This is a genomic window from Bacteroides sp. 519 (genome assembly GCF_010500955.1).
In the GTDB taxonomy this organism is placed as follows: Bacteria; Bacteroidota; Bacteroidia; order Bacteroidales; family Bacteroidaceae; genus Bacteroides.
This window is the reverse complement of sequence record NZ_QVMJ01000021.1, coordinates 162,586-182,894: the sequence shown is the minus strand read 5'-3', so window position 1 is coordinate 182,894 and position 20,309 is coordinate 162,586. Positions and strand designations below refer to the sequence as shown.

17 protein-coding genes and 2 pseudogenes are annotated in these 20,309 nt (G+C 38.2%); 12 read left to right on the top strand and 7 right to left on the bottom strand.

Annotated features, from left to right (window positions below):
- Positions 1 to 159: 159 nt before the first annotated feature.
- Positions 160 to 2,208 (bottom strand): S46 family peptidase, encoded by a 2,049-nt coding sequence (locus D0T85_RS16475; protein WP_370459993.1) that lies wholly within the window; start codon positions 2,206 to 2,208, stop codon positions 160 to 162.
- A 350-nt stretch (positions 2,209 to 2,558) separates the two neighbouring features.
- Between D0T85_RS16475 and D0T85_RS16470 the strand changes: the two genes are divergently transcribed.
- The 3 genes from D0T85_RS16470 to D0T85_RS16460 all read left to right on the top strand — a co-directional run bounded on the left by D0T85_RS16470 (position 2,559) and on the right by D0T85_RS16460 (position 4,883).
- Entirely contained in the window at positions 2,559 to 3,269 is a 711-nt protein-coding gene (locus tag D0T85_RS16470) for a DUF4369 domain-containing protein (RefSeq protein WP_163214620.1), read from the top strand.
- Positions 3,270 to 3,364: 95 nt separating this feature from the next.
- Positions 3,365 to 3,925, top strand: a complete 561-nt coding sequence (locus D0T85_RS16465; RefSeq protein WP_163214619.1) for a M48 family metallopeptidase — start codon at positions 3,365 to 3,367, stop codon at positions 3,923 to 3,925.
- 31 nt (positions 3,926 to 3,956) lie between these two features.
- Positions 3,957 to 4,883, top strand: a complete 927-nt coding sequence (locus D0T85_RS16460) for a hydrogen peroxide-inducible genes activator (RefSeq protein WP_163214618.1) — start codon at positions 3,957 to 3,959, stop codon at positions 4,881 to 4,883.
- A gap of 40 nt (positions 4,884 to 4,923) precedes the next feature.
- On the opposite strand, the gene D0T85_RS16455 is transcribed toward D0T85_RS16460, so the two are convergent.
- Together D0T85_RS16455 and udk are read right to left on the bottom strand one after the other, a co-directional pair.
- Positions 4,924 to 6,303, bottom strand: a complete 1,380-nt coding sequence (locus D0T85_RS16455; RefSeq protein ID WP_163214617.1) for a transporter substrate-binding domain-containing protein — start codon at positions 6,301 to 6,303, stop codon at positions 4,924 to 4,926.
- Between the two features lie 6 nt (positions 6,304 to 6,309).
- Positions 6,310 to 6,915, bottom strand: a complete 606-nt coding sequence (udk, locus tag D0T85_RS16450; RefSeq protein WP_163214616.1) for a uridine kinase — start codon at positions 6,913 to 6,915, stop codon at positions 6,310 to 6,312.
- A gap of 153 nt (positions 6,916 to 7,068) precedes the next feature.
- Between udk and D0T85_RS16445 the strand changes: the two genes are divergently transcribed.
- From D0T85_RS16445 to hisB, 9 genes and pseudogenes are all read left to right on the top strand, one after another.
- Positions 7,069 to 7,368, top strand: coding sequence for a Dabb family protein (locus tag D0T85_RS16445; protein WP_163214615.1), 300 nt, complete (start codon positions 7,069 to 7,071; stop codon positions 7,366 to 7,368).
- 13 nt (positions 7,369 to 7,381) lie between these two features.
- A pseudogene (locus D0T85_RS23225) lies at positions 7,382 to 7,826 on the top strand (protein-disulfide reductase DsbD domain-containing protein); the annotation flags it as partial.
- Positions 7,827 to 7,963: 137 nt separating this feature from the next.
- Positions 7,964 to 9,391: pseudogene (locus D0T85_RS16440) on the top strand (protein-disulfide reductase DsbD family protein); the annotation flags it as partial.
- Positions 9,392 to 9,522: 131 nt separating this feature from the next.
- Entirely contained in the window at positions 9,523 to 9,993 is a 471-nt protein-coding gene (locus D0T85_RS16435; protein WP_163214613.1) for a PaaI family thioesterase, read from the top strand.
- A gap of 223 nt (positions 9,994 to 10,216) precedes the next feature.
- Complete coding sequence (gene hisG / locus D0T85_RS16430) at positions 10,217 to 11,068, top strand: ATP phosphoribosyltransferase (RefSeq protein ID WP_163214612.1); 852 nt, start codon at positions 10,217 to 10,219, stop codon at positions 11,066 to 11,068.
- Between the two features lie 101 nt (positions 11,069 to 11,169).
- On the top strand, positions 11,170 to 12,468 hold the full coding sequence (hisD, locus tag D0T85_RS16425; protein ID WP_163214611.1) for a histidinol dehydrogenase: 1,299 nt from the start codon (positions 11,170 to 11,172) through the stop codon (positions 12,466 to 12,468).
- A complete protein-coding gene (locus tag D0T85_RS16420) occupies positions 12,468 to 12,659 on the top strand; it encodes a hypothetical protein (RefSeq protein WP_163214610.1) in 192 nt (63 codons plus the stop codon). The genes hisD and D0T85_RS16420 overlap by 1 nt, the downstream gene beginning before the upstream one ends.
- 55 nt (positions 12,660 to 12,714) lie before the next feature.
- Positions 12,715 to 13,758 carry a histidinol-phosphate transaminase gene (gene hisC / locus D0T85_RS16415; protein WP_163214609.1) on the top strand — a complete coding sequence of 348 codons (1,044 nt, stop codon included), beginning with the start codon at positions 12,715 to 12,717 and terminating at the stop codon, positions 13,756 to 13,758.
- A gap of 95 nt (positions 13,759 to 13,853) precedes the next feature.
- Positions 13,854 to 14,978 carry a bifunctional histidinol-phosphatase/imidazoleglycerol-phosphate dehydratase HisB gene (gene hisB / locus D0T85_RS16410; RefSeq protein ID WP_163214608.1) on the top strand — a complete coding sequence of 375 codons (1,125 nt, stop codon included), beginning with the start codon at positions 13,854 to 13,856 and terminating at the stop codon, positions 14,976 to 14,978.
- A gap of 259 nt (positions 14,979 to 15,237) precedes the next feature.
- Here the strand turns inward: hisB and D0T85_RS16405 are convergent, their stop codons facing one another.
- From D0T85_RS16405 to D0T85_RS16390, 4 genes are all read right to left on the bottom strand, one after another.
- A complete protein-coding gene (locus tag D0T85_RS16405; protein ID WP_163214607.1) occupies positions 15,238 to 15,996 on the bottom strand; it encodes an exodeoxyribonuclease III in 759 nt (252 codons plus the stop codon).
- Between the two features lies 1 nt (position 15,997).
- Complete coding sequence (locus D0T85_RS16400) at positions 15,998 to 17,665, bottom strand: formate--tetrahydrofolate ligase (protein ID WP_163214606.1); 1,668 nt, start codon at positions 17,663 to 17,665, stop codon at positions 15,998 to 16,000.
- A 110-nt stretch (positions 17,666 to 17,775) separates the two neighbouring features.
- The gene (locus D0T85_RS16395; RefSeq protein ID WP_163214605.1) at positions 17,776 to 18,630 is read right to left on the bottom strand and encodes a CPBP family intramembrane glutamic endopeptidase; all 855 of its coding nucleotides are present in this window, start codon (positions 18,628 to 18,630) and stop codon (positions 17,776 to 17,778) included.
- A 255-nt stretch (positions 18,631 to 18,885) separates the two neighbouring features.
- Positions 18,886 to 20,205 carry an ATP-binding protein gene (locus D0T85_RS16390; protein WP_163214604.1) on the bottom strand — a complete coding sequence of 440 codons (1,320 nt, stop codon included), beginning with the start codon at positions 20,203 to 20,205 and terminating at the stop codon, positions 18,886 to 18,888.
- Positions 20,206 to 20,309: the final 104 nt, after the last annotated feature.

Sequence of the window (20,309 nt, the reverse complement as noted above, 5' to 3'; positions counted from 1 at the left end):
GGCACAATTGAGAGACTATTCTTTTCCGTATTAACTACGAATATACAACACTCGGAGAAATAACGGATCATTAATGATGCAAATATACGAGACACAGAGACACAGAGTTTTAAATATAGATAATCTCTGTGCTCTCTGTGTCTCTGTGTTCATAGTTATTTATTCAACAATTGTCATTTCGTTTATCAGATGTCCACATCCTCCTAATTTATCGAGAATGAATAAAATGTAACGGATATCCACATTGATGCAACGTTGTTTCTTATTGTCAAAATTGATGTCACCGCTCAAAGATTCCCAGTTGCCATCAAAAGCACAACCAATCAGTTCGCCTCTTGCATTTAGTACCGGGCTTCCGGAGTTACCTCCTGTAATATCATTGGTAGAAAGGAAACATACCGGCATTTCACCATCGGCCATAGCATATCTGCCAAAATCTTTATTGTTAATCAGTTCTTTCAGTTGGGCAGGAACAATAAATTCACGGTCATTAGGATTTTCCTTTTCCAGAATACCTTTTGTTGTGGTATAATATTTATAATGTATACCATCTCTGGGGCGATATGATTCAACATTACCATAAGTTAACCGAATTGTAAAGTTAGCATCCGGATAAGATGGTACAGGAAGTTTCATTTCACCTAATCCACGTATATAAGTTTTATGAAGAATATTCAACTCGTTTGTTAAAGGAACAAGAGCCGAGGTTAGTTCCCTGGCCTTAGCAACTACCGAACTGTAATATCTAACTGCCAAATCTTTGTCTATTGCATCAACAGTAGGTGCATTCAGGAAGTTTTCAAAATTCGCCTTGTTTGCCATAATAGAATTATTGTACATGGCATCAATAAATTCATCATAGTTACCACCGAATTCGTTTTGTATAATCGAATAGAATTCAGGACGCATATCCGGTTCAATCATGGTTGCATATAACGGAATCAGCACCTTGGCTACTTTACGATCTACTTCATGGTCATAGTCTTTATTGTGAATCCGATTATATAGGCCCTGTAAACCTGTTTTCAAAGAATCAAATTTAGCAGTGTTGTTTTGCTCCAAAGCTGTTTTCATTTCTTTAAATACTACATCGGGTACACCAAACTCAATACCACTAAAGAAAGCTTCCATTAAACAAGTACGTTGGTAACGTAGTGGCTGTGTTTGAGCAACAGCATCATCTATTTTGGCTACTACATTTATATAGTCCTGATTGTTTTTCTGTTTTGCAAATTCCTGGAAGGCTGCTTCCTGTTCGGCTTTTGTTTCCAATACATTATTATCAACAATTGCCTTATTCATACCAATAGAGTTTTTCCAGTAGTTTGATGAACCGGCATATTTATTTGCATACTGAATACGTATCTTATCGCTAGCGTTCATTACCTCTTTAAGAACGGCTTGTCTATTCTCGCGAATAAGTATCCTTGGCGAGTTGGTTGCATCCATTCTCTCTTGTACTTCCGATACTGTAAGGTAGCGGCTTGTACTTCCCGGAAAGCCCATGATCATGGCATAATCATCTTCTTCAATTCCTTTTAAAGATATTGAAAGATGCTTTTTAGTTTTCAGAGGAATATTTTGTGCACTATAGTCAGCTGGTTCGCCATTTGCATCTGCATAAATACGGAACATAGAGAAGTCGCCGGTATGGCGTGGCCACATCCAGTTATCTGTTTCTCCTCCAAACTTACCTATTGCCGATGGCGGAGCAGCTACCATACGCACATCCGTATATTCTTTTTTATAAATAAGATAGAATTTGTTTCCGGCATAGAACGGAAGTGCTTGCGGAACAATACCTTTTTTACCTTTCAGGTTACTTGTTACATGTAACTCTTTAGCCAGTTCGGCAAGGAATTTTTGCGAAAACGATTCTGCCTCACTTATTGTTCCGGCAGCAATCCGCTGATTTACAATGTCTGTAATATCTTCAATTCTTTCTATAAAAGTGAACTTTAAACGGGGAGTTGGCAATTCTTCCTCCCGGCTTTTAGCCCAGAAACCATCTGTTAGATAATCGTTTTCGACCGAGCTATGTTGTTGTATAAAAGAATATCCGCAATGATGATTGGTTAGAATTAACCCTTCGGGTGAGATGATTTCGCCAGTACAACCACCACCAAATATGCCTACAGCATCCTTCAACGAAACACCATTAGGGTTGTATAAATCAATAGCATCCAGCTTTAACCCTTGTTTTTTCATCATGTCAACAGCATGTTGTTCCTGCATTAATTGCAACAACCACATTCCTTCGTCAGCTTTTACTGATAATGCTAATGGAATCAAAAGCACCAACAAATACAATTTAATTTTATTCATACTCTTTTCTTAAAGTTTTTATAATGTGATATATGATTTAAGCATATTTTAATGACATATTGTAATGTCATTTAGCTGCAAAAATAAAAAATCTAATTGAATTAATTACTGTTTGGTAATTTAAACATCCAATGAAACATAAAACCGACTGTGAAGTTTTAAATATTGATAATTTTTTTCGGATGATAACTAATTGATTGTATTTTTGTAAAACAAACATTAATGGCCTTTAGATGAAACAATTATTATCCATTTTGCTTTTGAGTATTTTCTTCTGTTCATGTACACCCAAATACGCTATTGAAGGAAATACAGCAATGTCTAACATGGATGGGAAAATCATATTTTTAAAAGTCTACCAGAACAACCAGTGGCTGGCTGTAGATTCGGCAGAAGTTATTCATGGTTTCTTTACCATGAAAGGACAGGTAGATTCTGTTGCAATGGCTACGCTATTTCTGGACAATCAAAGTATTATGCCATTGATTTTAGAAAATGGAAAAATAAAAATATCGCTGGCTTACAACGACTTATCCGCTCGGGGTACATCCATGAATGATTTACTATATAACTTTCTGGATAAAAGACAGGAAATAGAAAATCGTTTGTATGAACTGGAACGTTCCGAAACCCGTCTTATCCTGGAAGGGAGAGGTCTGGATGAAGTAAAAGCAGAAATACTTCAAAAAAGCGAAGTTATAGGCAAAGAAATGACTACGCTTGTAAAAGATTTCATTGTAAGCAATGGTGAAAACGTGTTAGGTCCTTATGTTTTTATTCTACTGGGCACAAGTATGCCATACCCTATTTTAACTCCTCAAATAGAAGATATTATAAATGCTGCACCATACGCATTGAAGAATAACCCCTTGGTTAAAGAGTATATCAAAACTGCCAAAGAGAACAAAGAATTAATCAACGAGCAGCAACGAATGAGTGAATAAAGCATTCATCTCTAAAAAAATAAAAGTATCTCAACAATTCAGTCAGTAAGTTTGTTATTCATTGTTGAATATGAATTTATAAGAGAACTTTTATTATGAAACAGCAACGGTTGTGGCTGATAGGAATAGCCATTGTTATTGGTTTATTTGGTATTCATTGGTGGAAAATGAATGATTATTATGTTAGCAAAGAATGGAAAAAGTACCAACGTTTGTTCCATGTTGCTGCATACAGTTCGGCCCATGAGGGATATGAAAAACTGTATGACCAATTAAAACATAAACCTGCATTTTTGTATGAGTATGGATATTGTTTGCACAAATTGGGCAAATACGATGAATCGAATAAAGTATTGGAAGAGTCTGCCAAACTAAGTTCCAACCCTATGATTTATGATGTGATGGGAAGAAATCACCATCTGAAAGGCAATTATACAGAAGCCGAAAGCTACTATATCAAATCAACTAATATGGTACCTAACCGGATGCTTCCATACTATTTTCTATCCAAGCTTTATAACGAATCCAATTATAAGAATCCGGCTAAATGTAAGGAAATGGCCCAACTAGTATTGGAAAAAGAAAAAAACACCCAAGCTACCACTGCCCGACACATGCGAGAAGAAGCCAGAAAATTGTTATCTTTGCATAGATAAATACTATATTCACATAAATACAATATAGAAAATGACAATACAACAATTGGAATACATTTTGGCTGTAGATAAATATCGTCACTTTGCCAAAGCTGCGGAACATTGTGGAGTTACCCAACCCACATTAAGTGCTATGGTGCAAAAATTGGAAGATGAACTTGGCGTAAAACTATTCGACCGCCACATTCAACCTGTTACCCCTACAGCTATAGGAATAAAAATACTGAAACAGGCTAAACAAATTCAATTACAGGTATCGCAAGTAAAAGAAATTGTGTACGAAGAAAAAAATACCCTATCCGGTGTTCTTCGATTGGCTGTATTACCAACAATTGCTCCTTATCTTCTTCCCCGTTTTTTTCCTCAACTGGTAAACAGTCATCCTGAGATTGATATCCGGGTTATGGAGAAACAAACCCACGAAATTGAAAGAGGCCTTTTATCCGATGAGATTGATGCTGCCATTACAGCTACTCATCCCGAAGATTTGAACCTTAAAGAAGAGTTCCTGTTTTACGAAGAGTTTTTTGGATATGTATCTAAAAAAGAACTTGTATTTAAAAACGAACTAATTAAAACTTCCGAAGTTAATACCAATCACTTATGGCTATTGGATAAAGGACACTGTTTTCGCGACCAGTTAGTGCGCTACTGTCAGCAGGAATCGGTTAAGCTGAATCAAATAAGATACAACCTGGGAAGTCTGGAAACATTTATGCGAATGGTAGAAAGCGGTCATGGCATTACATTTATTCCTGAACTTGCTACTAAACAATTAAATGTTGATCAACAAGCATTTGTTCGTCCGTTCGCTATACCAAAGCCTACACGCGAAATCAGAATTATATATCATAGAAACTATGTACGTAATAGTTTGCTGGACATTCTAAAAAATGCAATACAAACATCTGTACCAAAGGAAATGCTTTTGCTTAGGGCAGGGCAAGCATTGGTATAGGAACTAATAGGTGTCTGGACTTTATGAGGAAAGGTCCAGACTATTTTTTTATCTTCGCCTTATAAGTCTCAAACCGCGAATTAATATCCCTTACAAAGTTATAAGTCTCTATTCCGCGAAAATATCCATGTTTGCAAACAGGGTCATTATAATACTCTTCATTGCTCTTTAGCAAAATATACTTCTCTACATTGTTATACCAGATATTCCTGTCGCTTCCATATTTTTCGGCTAACGCCATAGCATCATAAATATGTCCTAATCCGGCATTGTAAGCACCTAACACAAAGTTTATTCTTTCATCAGCATCCGATACGGAATACAAATTACGGGTAGTAATACCTAAATATTTTACAGCCGCCTTCACACTTTCTTCCGGGTTGTTTTCCATCCCCTCGGGTACACCCATTGCCCGTGCTGTACCAGGCATAAGTTGCATAAGCCCTCGTGCTCCGGCCCACGATACTACTGTTGAATCAAAATTAGATTCTGTATAGGCAAGAGCTGCCAATAATCTCCAATCCCAGTTTATTTCCTGAGAATATTTCTTGAAAAGATCATCGAAATGAGATATTTTTCCATCCTGTAAAGAGAGGATGGCTGTATAAGGTACTGCTTTACTAATCTCAAAATATTTTTTAGCACTTGCCTCATACGCCGGTGATGTATGATTTTCGGCATGCCACATATTCACGGTACTTGCCAGTAAAGGACAATCTTTTCGAACAACCCATGAAGAACGCTGATCGTAACTGATAGCCATCTTTATATTCAGATTGGGATAATACGTCTTGTTCAGCAGAGCCACATCATTATCACATACTGTATAAAGGATTTCTCCCTTTGAAACCTGTGTTATAAGTTCTTCTATAGAAATACTGTCGCTGTTTACCTCATTTATAATAATACCGCCTCCTAATTCATTGTTAAGATTCACAAGCCGATCATAATACTTGCCCGATTGTACATGAACTTCTTTCCCAACCAATTGTGTTACATCCGTCAGCAGTTCGTCTTTCCGGTTGCGTTGAACAATTACCTGATGGGTAACTACCTCTTCACCGCAAAAAAGAACACTATCTCTTAATTCTTTTACAATTGGTACATTGTATGCAATAATATCACCCTCACCGGCTTCCAGCATTTCAAGTAGTTCGGAAATGCTTTTTCCTACTTTAACTTCCAGTTTCAATTTTAATTCCTGAGCAAATTGTTCGGCCAGTTCGTATTGAAACCCCATATCCTGTCCCCGGTAATTAAAGTAAGAAGTTGAACTGTTCAGGGTAAGAATCACAAGTTCGCCTTTGGCAAGGATTTGTGGTAAATCATAGGCCGACATGTCTTGCTGTTGCTGAACCTGTTGCCGTTTACAAGCCCAAAGAGTTAATAGTATAAATAATATGTATACAGTTTTTTTCATTTAGAATCAAAGATGTTTCTTTATATACATCGTTAGTATATCGATGGCTATTTTGTTATTTCCTCCTTCGGGAATAATTAAGTCGGCATAACGTTTACATGGTTCAATAAATTGCAGATGCATGGGTTTCAATACACGGGTATACCTATCCATTACAGCTTCGGCTGTTCTGCCCCGTTCAATCACATCTCTTTGAATAACACGGATAAGACGTTCGTCGGGATCGGCATCAACAAACACTTTCAAATCCATTAAACTGCGCAACTCATCATCGCACAATGCCAGGATGCCTTCTATTATTATAACATCGCGTGGTTCTACATGAATTGTTTCTGCTTGCCGGGTACAAGTTAAATAAGAATAGGTAGGCTGTTCAATACTCTTTCCTTCGCGCAGGTTTCGTACATGACTGGAAAGCAATTCCCATTCAAAAGCATCAGGATGATCAAAATTAATATTCTGCCTCTCCTCGGGTGGTACATGGCTACTATCCTTATAATAAGAGTCTTGTGGTAAGAGAACTACCTCACCGGCTCCCAGACTCTCAACTATTTTACGTACCACTGTGGTTTTACCCGATCCGGTACCACCTGCAATTCCTATTATTAACATTCCCTATAAGTTTATGGTTTTTGAGCCTTTAAGTTTATAGTTTGAAACAAAAAACTTATTTTTGTGCTTGGATTAAGTAACATATTGTCAATCTGTTGAGACTTTTAAAGCTCAACTGTGCAAATATAAAAACAAATATCGAAATAGCAACGTATGGTAAAGCACATTGTATTATTTAAGCTGAAAGATGAAATTCCTGCTGATGTTAAACAGGAAATAGCAAACAATTTTAAACAAGCTATTGAGGCCCTGCCTCCGGTTATAGATGTTATCCGTAAAATAGAGGTAGGCATAAACATAAATCCCGGAGAAACCTGGCATATTGCGTTATACAGTGAATTCGACTCGCTGGATGATGTGAAAGTTTACGCTACCCACCCTGCACATGTTGAAGCCGGTAAAATTATTGCCGATGCCAAAGATAACCGTGCCTGTGTAGATTATACCATTTAACAAAAAACTCATTATGAAGAAAACATTATTCCTTACCAGTATATTATTCTTTTTTCTGGCGGGATTGAATGCACAGATATTAGAACCGGTTAAGGTTAAAAGTGAATTCAAGAAACTAACAAACAATGAAGTTGAAATAGTTTTCACTGCTACTATTGAAGCCGGATGGCATGTTTACTCAACCGATTTGGAAGATGGACCTATCTCGGCTACTTTCAATGTAGAAAAAAGTAAAGGTATTGAATTGAGTGGTAAACTTAAACCACGAGGTAAAGAAATAGAGAAGTTCGACGATATATTCCAGATGAATGTTCGTTACTTTGAAACTACAGGACAATTTGTTCAGAAACTGAAACTCACTGAAGAGAACTACAGCATTGAAGGCTATTTGGAATATGGTGCATGCAATGACGAAACCTGTTTGCCACCTATGGAAGTACCTTTTAAAGCCAATGGTACAGCATCTTCGGATGTTGAGCGAGTTGTAACACAGACTGAGGGTTCTAAACAAATAATTGCAACCGAGCCGTTGGATATTGCTTCGTTAGAATCAAAAACAGAAGATAAGACAGTCTCCAATCCGGCTGCTGATTCATCAGATTGGTGGGCTCCGGTTATTACTGAGCTTCAGAGTTTTGGTGAAACAACCTCACAGAAAGACATGTCGTGGTTATACATCTTCTTTGCCGGTTTTGTTGGTGGGTTGCTGGCTTTGTTTACTCCTTGTGTATGGCCAATTATCCCCATGACTGTTAGTTTCTTCCTGAAACGTACAAAGGACAAGAAAAAAGGTATTACCGATGCTGTTACTTATGGTATATCTATCATTGTTATATATGTTACCCTTGGTATTGCCATCACACTGCTATTTGGAGCAAATGCATTGAATGCTTTATCTACAAATGCCATATTCAATATCATTTTCTTCCTGATGCTGGTTATTTTTGCAGCTTCTTTCTTTGGTGCTTTCGAAATAACACTTCCTTCTAAATGGAGTAACTCGGTAGACAGCAAAGCTGAGAAGACAAGCGGTTTAATCAGTATCTTCCTGATGGCCTTTACATTGGCTCTTGTTTCGTTCTCGTGTACCGGCCCCATCATAGGTTTCGTGCTGGTAGAAGTCTCCACAACGGGTAATGTTGTTGCCCCTGCCATCTGTATGTTTGGCTTTGCATTGGCATTGGCTTTACCGTTTACCTTATTTGCACTTTTCCCCTCCATGCTTAAGTCGATGCCTAAATCAGGAGGTTGGATGAATGTTATCAAAGTTACTTTGGGATTCCTGGAACTTGCTTTTGCATTAAAATTCCTCTCTGTTGCCGATCTGGCTTATGGATGGGGCATACTCGATCGTGAAACATTCCTTGCTCTATGGATTGTAATCTTTGGTTTATTAGGTTTCTATCTATTAGGAAAAATCAAATTCCCACACGATGACGAAGGTAATAAAGTGTCTGTACCCCGTTTCTTCCTTGCACTAATTTCACTGGCCTTTGCTGTATATATGATTCCTGGTCTTTGGGGAGCACCTTTAAAAGCAGTTAGTGCTTTTGCGCCACCAATGAACACTCAGGATTTCAATTTATATACCAGCGAAGTACATGCCAAGTTCGACGATTACGATGCTGGTATGGAATACGCACGTAAACACAACAAACCTGTAATGTTGGATTTCACCGGCTATGGTTGTGTAAACTGTCGTAAAATGGAACTTGCCGTTTGGACCGATCCTAAGGTAAGCAACCTTATTAATAATGAATATGTACTTATTACCTTGTTTGTAGACAACAAAACCAAGCTTCCCGAACAAATAAAGATCAACGAAAACGGCCGGGAACGTACACTCCGTACCGAAGGAGATAAATGGAGTTATCTGCAACGTGTTAAATTCGGTGCAAACGCACAACCATTTTATGTACTGATTGATAACGAAGGTAAACCCTTAAATAAGTCGTATGCTTATGATGAGGATATTGATAAATATGTAGAGTTCCTTGAAACAGGACTGAAGAGTTATGAGTAGTGAGTTGTGAGTTATGAGTAGTGAGTAGTGAGTTACTCAAAACTCACCATTCAACACTACTCATCACTCATTACTCAAAACTCATCACTCACAACTCATCACTCAAAACTCATTACTCATAACTCAAAACGATGAAAAAGATAATTAATCCTTGGAAAGATTTGGAAGGTTACAACTGCTTTGGTTGTGCACCCAATAACGAAGCTGGTTTAAAAATGGAGTTTTACGAAGATGGCGACGAAGTTATAAGCCAATGGAAGCCCCGTCCTGAATATCAAGGCTGGATAAACACACTACATGGTGGCATACAAGCCGTTTTGTTAGATGAGATTTGTGCCTGGATTATTCTGCGTAAACTACAAACTACCGGAGTAACATCTAAAATGGAAACCCGCTATATGAAATCTGTTGATACACGCGATGAACAGATTGAGCTACGGGCCAGCATTAAAGAAATAAAGAGAAACATAGTTATTGTTGAAGCTTCCTTGTATAATGCACAGAAAGAACTTTGTACCAAAGCTATTTGTACCTACTTTACATTTTCACAAGAAAAGTCCAGAAATGAAATGAATTTCACATCTTGTGATCTCGAAGATTGATTTTTTGTGATAAAAGTTTGGTATATTCATAAAAATACTTTATTTTTGTCGCAATAAACAATAAAATATATGAGAATTGCAACTACACATCATCATCATTTACCTAACGATTAACGCGGTGGGCATATATGATATTGTGTGGAAATAATATAGTAAGGCTTACCCCATAGGTAAGCCTTTTTTTATTGTATAACCAAGAAATCGTAAAATAGTAAATATAATTATGTTAAGAATTGCAGTACAAGCCAAAGGCCGTCTTTTTGAAGAGACAATGACATTATTAAGTGAGTCAGACATTAAATTAAGTCCGTCAAAACGGACCTTATTAGTACAGTCATCAAACTTTCCACTCGAAGTTTTGTTTCTTCGCGACGATGATATTCCACAATCAGTAGCTACAGGAATAGCCGATCTGGGTATTGTAGGCGAAAATGAGTTTGTGGAAAAGGATGAAGATGCTCAAATTATCAAGAGGCTGGGATTCAGCAAATGCCGATTGGCTTTAGCTATTCCAAAAGACATTGACTATCCGGGTGTATCATGGTTCAACGGAAAGAAAATAGCAACCTCCTACCCTGTTATTCTTGAGAACTACCTTAAGAAAAACGAAGTAAAAGCTGAAATTCATGTTATCACCGGATCGGTAGAGGTTGCCCCGGGTATAGGCCTGTCCGATGCCATTTTCGATATTGTAAGTTCTGGCTCCACATTGGTAAGCAACCGGTTAAAAGAAGTAGAACTGGTTATGAAATCGGAAGCTGTGTTAATTGCTCACAATGAATTGAGTGAGGAGAAAAAAGAAATTCTCAATGAACTCCTCTTCCGTTTAAATGCAGTAGAAACAGCGCAAGATAAGAAATATGTATTGATGAATGCCCCCTCTGACCGGGTAGATGAAATCATCCAAGTATTACCTGGTATGAAGAGTCCTACCATTATGCCGCTGGCACAAGAAGGCTGGTGTTCGGTTCATACCGTTCTCGATCAAAAACGATTTTGGGAAATCATTGGCAAACTTAAAGCTTTAGGAGCAGAAGGTATTTTGGTGTTGCCTATTGAGAAAATGATATTATAATAAGAATTAAAGGAGGTATAGGAGGTAAAGTGAGGTAAAGAATCAATCTAATTACTTTACCTCACTTTACCTCACTCTACCTCCTTCCCAACTCTATAAATATGGAAACAATCAAATATCTGGCCAAAGAACAATGGGAAAGTATTCTTAAAAGGCCATCACTGCAAATTGAAAGCTTATTCGATAATGTTCAAGCCATTATCAATAAGATAAGATCGAATGGAGACGAAGCTATACTGGCTTATGAATCTCATTTCGATAAAGTAAAATTGAAAACACTCAATGTTACTAAAGAAGAAATAAAAGAAGCAGAAAGCTTGGTTCCCATTGAGCTCAAATCAGCAATCTATCTGGCTAAGAAGAATATTGAAAAGTTCCATGCTGCACAAAAATTTGAAAGCAAAAAGGTGGAAACCATGGATGGGGTTACCTGTTGGCAGAAAGCTGTACCCATTGAAAAAGTAGGGCTTTACATTCCGGGTGGAACCGCTCCCCTATTCTCTACAGTGCTCATGTTAGCTGTTCCTGCCAAAATAGCAGGATGCAAAGAGATTGTGCTTTGTACCCCTCCTAATAAAGAAGGTAAAATACATCCGGCTATTTTATTTGCGGCTCAGGTTGCAGGTGTAGATAAAATATTCAAGATAGGTGGTGTACAGGCAATTGCTGCCATGGCCTACGGGTCAGAAAGCGTACCTAAAGTTTATAAAATATTTGGTCCGGGTAACCAATATGTAACCGCTGCCAAGCAATTGGTAAGTCTACGCGATGTAGCGATTGATATGCCAGCCGGCCCATCGGAAGTTGAGGTATTAGCCGACGAAACAGCCGACCCTGCTTTGGTTGCCTCCGATTTATTATCACAGGCAGAACATGGAATCGACAGCCAGGCGATATTAATTACCACTTCCGAATCTCTTTTAAAAGAAGTTACTTTTGAAGTTGAAAAACAGTTAGGACACCTTGAGCGTAGAGATATTGCTACCCAATCGTTGAAACACAGCAAACTGATTCTGGTAGAAAACATGGATACTGCAATCAGCCTCACTAACGAGTATGCTCCCGAACATCTTATTATTCAAACAGCAAATTATCAGGATGTTGCAGAGAAGATAACCAATGCCGGTTCTGTATTCCTCGGCCCTTATACTCCGGAAAGTGCAGGTGATTATGCTTCGGGAACGAATCATACCTTGCCAACAAACGGATATGCTAAAGCATACAGTGGTGTTAGTTTGGATAGCTTTACCAAAAAAATCACATTCCAGGAAATAACCAAAGAAGGGTTAACTACTTTAGGACCAGCTATAGAAATTATGGCTACTAACGAAGAACTCGATGCGCATAAAAACGCAGTAACACTAAGATTAAACAAAATATTTAAAACCCGAAATTCTTAATGAGGATTAGCAGTAAAGATACCCGTAGGGCATACATCTCAATAGAAAGCCAACAACAAAATACAATCACAACCCGGTACGGGTTGCATCGTACATGTTATGCAACTCCTAATGGAGTTGTGATGATTGAAGATTCGTATTGTTCTATTGATATGAATGCCCTATGGGCATTTAGTGCAAACTCATATTAATTCTTAATTCCTAATTTTTAATTCTTAATTCCTAATTCTTAATTCCTAATTCCTAATGAAGCCCCTCGAAGAACTAACCCGTCCCAATATCTGGAATCTGAAGCCATACTCTTCAGCCCGTGACGAATATAAAGGAATCACTGCATCTGTATTTCTGGATGCTAACGAAAATCCATATAACGCGCCAACCAACCGATATCCCGACCCTTTACAATGGGATTTGAAACATGAGTTGGCCCGTATAAAGAAAACACAACCCGAAAACATTTTCTTAGGTAATGGTAGCGATGAAGCCATTGATTTGGTTTTCCGTGCCTTCTGCGAACCGGGTGTTGACAATGTAGTTGCCATTGATCCAACTTATGGCATGTATCAGGTATGTGCCGATGTGAACAATGTAGAATACCGTAAGGTGCTATTAAACAACGATTTTCAGTTTTCGGCTGATGAGTTGATTGCAGCAACCGACAATCATACCAAACTACTATTTCTTTGCTCGCCTAATAATCCTACTGGTAACGATCTATTGCGTTCCGAAATAGAAAAAATTATCAATGGCTTTGAAGGATTGGTTATTCTGGACGAAGCATACAACGACTTCTCCAAAGCACCTTCTTTCATTGAAGAGCTCGATAAATATCCTAATCTTGTAATATTACAAACATTCTCTAAAGCCTGGGCTTCTGCAGGTATTCGTTTGGGTATGGCATTTGCATCCACAGATATCATTAATATCCTGAATAAAATTAAATATCCGTATAATGTAAATCAACTTACCCAGCAACAAGGAATGGAAATACTTCATAAATATTATGAGATAGAACGCTGGGTTAAAACACTGATTGAGGAAAGAAAAACACTCATGAAGGATTTTGCTAAACTTAAAGTTGTTGAGAAGGTATATCCATCGGATGCTAATTTCTTTCTGGCTAAAGTTACAGATGCAAGTAAGATTTACAATTACTTGGTAGGCGAAGGAATTATTGTACGCAACAGAAACAATATAGCCTTATGTGGCAACTGCTTACGCATAACAGTTGGTACCCGGGTAGAGAATAATAAATTGATTGAGACATTAAAACAATTCCACATGCTGTAGGGGCTCCCCTATGTGGGTGCCCTGATGATGGTTTGCAATGTATTATTCCATCAGGGCACCCACAAGGGATGCCCCTACACTGCAATATCCTAATTATGAAAAAGAAAGCATTATTTATAGACCGTGACGGTACCCTGGTTATCGAACCACCCATTGATTATCAATTAGATTCTCTCAACAAGTTGGAATTCTATCCAAAGGTATTCCGTAACCTGAACTTTATCCGTACCAAGCTCGATTACGAGTTCGTTATGGTCACCAATCAAGACGGATTAGGCACAGAGTCTTTCCCCGAAGAAACTTTCTGGCCGGCACATAACCTGATGCTTAAAACCTTTGCCGGAGAAGGCATTACGTTTGATGATATCCTGATTGACAGAAGCTTCCCCGAAGACAATGCCCCTACCCGTAAGCCTCGTACAGGAATGCTTACCAAATACATCGATAACCCCGAATACAACTTGTCCGACAGCTTTGTTATCGGTGATCGTGCAACCGATGTTGAATTAGCCAAAAATCTGGGATGCAAAGCCATCTACTTACAAGATTCTGTTGAATCATTAAAAGATAAACAACTCGAATCTTATTGTGCTTTAGCTACAACCGATTGGGATAAAATAACCGAATTTCTTTTTGCCGGTGAACGCACTGCCGAAGTTCGTCGTACAACCAAAGAAACAGATATCTACATATCAATGAATCTGGATGGTAATGGTACCTGCAATATCTCTACCGGACTTGGCTTTTTCGATCACATGCTAGAACAAATAGGCAAACATTCAGGAATAGATCTTACTATCAAGGTAAACGGTGACCTGAATGTAGACGAACATCATACCATCGAAGATACTGCTATTGCCCTTGGCGAATGCTTCCATCAGGCCCTTGGAAACAAACGGGGTATTGAAAGATATGGGTACAGCTTGCCTATGGACGATTGCCTTTGTCAGGTATGCCTGGACTTTGGAGGCCGACCATGGTTGGTATGGGATGCAGAGTTTAAACGGGAGAAAATAGGAGAAATGCCTACCGAAATGTTTTTGCACTTCTTTAAATCGTTAAGCGACGGTGCAAAAATGAATCTGAATGTCAAAGCCGAAGGTCAGAATGAACACCATAAGATAGAAGGTATCTTTAAAGCATTGGCACGTGCTATTAAAATGGCTATAAAAAGGGATATATATCAGTTTAACTTGCCCTCAACTAAGGGGTGCTTATAAACAATACGAAGAAACTGAATAGGGGTTTTAACCCAGTCATGTTCGGAATATTTTGTATTGTTTACAATCTACGTTCTACGGGCTGTAAGCCCGACTCAATTCAGCCCCAGGCATCGCCTGGGGAATGGAAAACATCCCATAAAAGCGGGCTGAAAGCCCAACTCAATAAACTGCCCTTATCAGGGCGCTAGAGTGTTGCTGTTATTCCCCCAGGCGTTGCCTGGGGCTGAATTAACCTGCCACTTCGTGGCGAATGTGCTTAAATCTCCAATACCATCGGACAATGGTCGGAGTGAACCACATTATTTAATATCCGGGCATCCTTGATAAGTGCTTCGGCAGGTTTACTTACCATGCAGTAATCAATACGCCAACCTTTATTTTTTGTACGTGCATTAAACCGGTAGCTCCACCAGGTATATTCTTTTTTGTCAGGAAATAAATAACGGTAAGAGTCTATATAACCAACAGACAAGAATCGGGTCATCCACTCACGTTCTTCGGGTAAGAAACCACTATTCTTTGCATTTCTTACCGGATCATGGATATCAATTGGCTCATGACAGATATTATAGTCACCACAAAGAATCAGGTTAGGACGCGTTTTCTGCAACTCCTCAATATACTTCTGAAAATCTTCCAGCCAAACCATTTTGAATGCTTGCCGTTCTTCGCCACTGGTACCGGATGGATGATAAACACTTACAATAGAAAGATCACCATAATCGGCACGGATAAAGCGTCCCTCATTATCGTATGCTTCTATCCCCATTCCATACTCCACATGATCGGGCTCCGTTTTCGATAAGATTGCAACTCCACTATATCCTTTCTTCTGGGCACAAAAGATATACGAGTGATATCCTGCTTCCTTAAATAACTCAAAAGGATATTGGTCTGGTTGCAGTTTAGTTTCCTGCAAGCAAACTACATCTGGTTGCTCTTGTGCCAACCATTCAGGGAAACCCTTGCCAATAGCTGCACGAAGCCCATTTACATTATAGGTTATTATTTTCATGTTAGCTCAACCCTTCAATATTACCATCTACAATATCAATATGAAGCGCTTGTGGTTCTTTGGGTAATCCTGGCATCCGAAGTATATCACCCGCAATAGCAACAATCATTTCGGCACCATTATTAATAACAATGTTGCGGATATGTATTTCAAATCCCTTAGCAACCCCATACTGTTTAGGATCGGCCGAGAATGAATATTGTGTTTTAGCTATACACACCGGATAATGAGAGATTCCCATCTTCTCGATTAGCTTCATTGTTTTCCGGGCTTCCAAACTGTATGTTATTTCTGCTGCACCATATATTTTTGTTGCTATCTTTTCTATCTTAGCAGATACGGTATCGCTATCTTCATACGTAAAGCTCAGTGGTGCAGAGGGTTTATTTTCGATGGTATCAACAACCAGATTGGCCAATTCTATAGCTCCATCACCACCTTCGGTAAAGGCATTATTTACTGCAAACCCTACTCCTATCTCCTTGCAATGTTTACGAACAATATCTATTTCCTCGTCTGTATCGCTGGCATATTTATTGAAAGCAATAATTACCGATTGTCCGAAGCTTTGCATATTTTGTATATGCTTATCTATGTTTTTAAGACCTTTCTTAATACCTTCGGCATTGGGTTCTTTTATATGCTCTACACTAACATCGCCATGCATTTTCAGTCCCTGAAGCGTAGCTACAATAATAGTTAACTTAGGTTGCAGTCCCGATTTACGACATTTAATGTTATAAAACTTCTCTGCTCCCAGATCGGCACCAAAGCCAGCTTCGGTAATAACATAATCACCATAAGTCATAGCCATTTTGGTTGCTATAATAGAGTTACAACCATGGGCTATATTAGCAAATGGTCCGCCATGTACAAAAGCAGCTGTATTTTCGGTTGTTTGAACCAGATTGGGGTTGATAGCATCTTTCAATAATACTGTAATGGCTCCGGCAACACCCAGATCTTTTACAGTAAAAGGTTCGTCCTGATACGTAAATCCCAGAAGAATATTTTCCAATCGTCTACGTAAATCATCCTCATCCTTAGATAAACAAAGAATAGCCATTATTTCGGAAGCGGGAGTAATATCAAATCCCGACTGTTGAGTAATTCCGTTGGCTTTTGGTCCCAGTCCCACAACTATGCTACGCAAAGAGCGGTCGTTTATGTCGATAACTCTTTTCCACAATACTTCTTTCAGGCCGAAGCAAGTATCCTGATATTGGTAAAGATGGTTATCCAACAGAGCCGAAATCATATTATGGGCCGATGTAATAGCATGGAAGTCACCAGTAAAATGCAGGTTTATCTTCTCCATTGGAAGCACCTGTGCATATCCGCCCCCGGCTGCTCCTCCTTTCATGCCAAAGCATGGTCCTAAAGAAGGTTCGCGTAAAGCCACAATTGCATTTTTTCCAATCTTATTTAATCCCAGTGTTAAGCCTATAGATACGGTTGTTTTACCAATACCGGCTTTGGTTGGAGTAATGGCTGTTACCAGAATCAGATTACTTTTGGCTACTTTTTCTTCATCAATCAGCCGCAAAGGTAATTTAGCAATATACCTCCCATAATTTTCAACTTCGTCTCGAGGAATACCTGTTGCCTCGGCAACTTGCTTAATTTTTTTTAGCTCTATGCTGCGAGCTATTTCAATGTCTGATTTCATAATTATTTATTTTTTAAATATTATCTAAAATTCATTTAGAACACAGAGAGACACAGAGTCACAGAGATTTTAATTTTCGTTTTTTAAATTAAACTCTGTGCCTCTGTGTTCTACTTTTTTTCTCCCCAAAGAATTATTAACCCTGAGGCTAATATTAAAAGTACAGTACAGATAATGGACCCTTCGAATCCGAAAGCTCCACCATTTATTATATTATTTTCGGGTAATGAAAGTGTTAATAGTGACAATCGTTCAGTTCCACTAACTTCGTATCCCAACACCGGGCCCTGAATCCAGTTCCAAAACATATGGAGTACAATGGGAAACCATAAATTACGTGTGTACAAAAAAGAAGCTCCTAACATAATTCCTGCCAAAAATAAATTTATCATCGGAAGCACATCTATATGTTGATTACCTAAATGCAATGCCGAAAATATTATTGATGTAATGCCCAAAGCAAGAAATTTGTTCATTTTAGTCATTAAACGTCCTTGAATATAGCCTCGGCATAATACTTCCTCGAACCATGCAGCAACAAAGAACAGAAGAAGATTTAAAGTAAGAAGAAGAAAATCAAAATGTACTTCTGTTACAGAAACAGCACCCAACATTAACGAAACAGAGAAGCCTATTGCATATAACACAATTGCCAAAAGAAATCCCCCAAGGCAATCTTTTGCCCTTCCTTTTATACTTAATCCTAATTCCTTTGGAGAAACCAGATCAATGTATTTCAAAAAAATATATGCTGTGAATGTTGTTACAGCAGCCAGAATAGACCACTGAATTATCTCTTTGAATAGTGATACATAAACCGAGTCTGTTTTAATTAACTGTTCAAACGAAACATATACCACCGAAGTTACAAGCATTAATATACGCGAAGCAATTATGAATAAAGGTATAGAAACCCATATCGGCATAATAGGCTTATTAGCAATTTGTTCTTTTTCTAACTCCATAATCGATAATTAAACAGCAAAAATAGCCATTTATTCTAAGATAAGCATTCATTGTTGTGTCAAATTTTACATTTCATAATGCCTCTGCATTATTCATATTCAAGAATGGAAGGAGTTAATTGGAGATATAGGAGTTAAAGCTTTTCAGACAATAACCTTTTTTGAACTTTTAACTCCTAGAAGAAAAAGTAAACTGTATGATTATTCTGAAGTAATTGATGCAATTATTGTGCAATCCTTATGCAATTTGTGCAATTATTGTGCAATTAACTCATAGAAGCTTCCTGCTCCTTGCCCCTTGTTTATTAGTATGGAAAATCCATTCTCTAATTCTTTTAATTCACTGCTTGCTGTATTTCTTGACACTTCATTCATCTCTTGATACTCCTTATTGGTGATTTTTCCTTTTTCTTTCACATAGAGAACAGCCTTTATCTGTCTTACATTAAGCCCAAGGTTAAGCAATTGTTCTTTTGTAAGATTATCCTTAAATAGAGTTACCAAGAAACCGCCATCACGTTCTGTGAGTTCGGGTTCAGGAAGCCCTGCTTCCTTGCAAGTTTCAATGATACGAACTGTGCCACGTCCCCAAGAATCGATAAGTCCTCCTTTGAAGCAAACATCGGCAATAAGCGGATTACGTGGATGGGATGAGTGAACGTGTTTGAGTGACTCCAACGTAATTTCTTCAGGTAATGCACCGTCATTCCAAATAGTTATCTTATCATCATATACACGTATCTGAATAAATGATCCCATATATTTACGGTGTACTAGTGCATTGAGAAGCATTTCACGAAGTGCCGGAATAGGATACTCGCTGTGTTCCAAACGAAGCATACCCTTAAATTCAATGGAGCGAGTAAGATATTTATGGTCTAATCGTTCCAACACGTTTCTCAACAAAACAATTAAATTGCCTTCTTCAACATCCTGGAAACGTAAGTCTGCATCCCCTTTAAATCGTCCGATCTTAACAAAAGCATTCGTAGAAAAACACCTTGGATCTTTTCCGAAAAGGATTATTGCAGCACGTGTAAGTTCTCCATTTTTAGTTAGTCGTAACTTAGCAAAGATTTCTTCCATAGTTAATCCTTCCACATCGGGCAAACGGTCTTTTTCTTTAGCCATAACCAAGTATGCTTTGAAAGCCCTTTCATCAATATCGTCAAAAGTTGCCCTCGGCTCAGTTACTTCATCCCAAGTCAAACCGGAACGTTTGAGAAGAAACTCATTTAGTGAGTTTCCAGTTAGTTCCATCTTTACACTCCCACTACGATAAAAATACTGACCATGCAGCGAGATAGGCACTGAATATGGTTGGACTACAATCTCAATATAGTATTTATCATCTTCCCGCAAAAGATTTACATCAGCGGAAATTCCCATGTGATTTCTGATTTTATTTGGAATATCCTCCATCAGTTTTTTATAGTCTTCCACTCCAGTGACTTTTCCAGAATCTTCCTTGCCTATATAAATTTTACCACCTTGTGCATTGGCAAAACCGCAAACCCATTCCAGATACTTGTTGTGCCAAGAGGATTTGTATTCTATATTTTGTTGTTCGGGCATATTACTATTTTTTGGATATGTATTTCTTTTCTCGTTTTTCAAAGGCTTCTTTGACAAAATTACTAAATATTTGAAAAACGCCACTTGTATGTGACAAAAAAGTT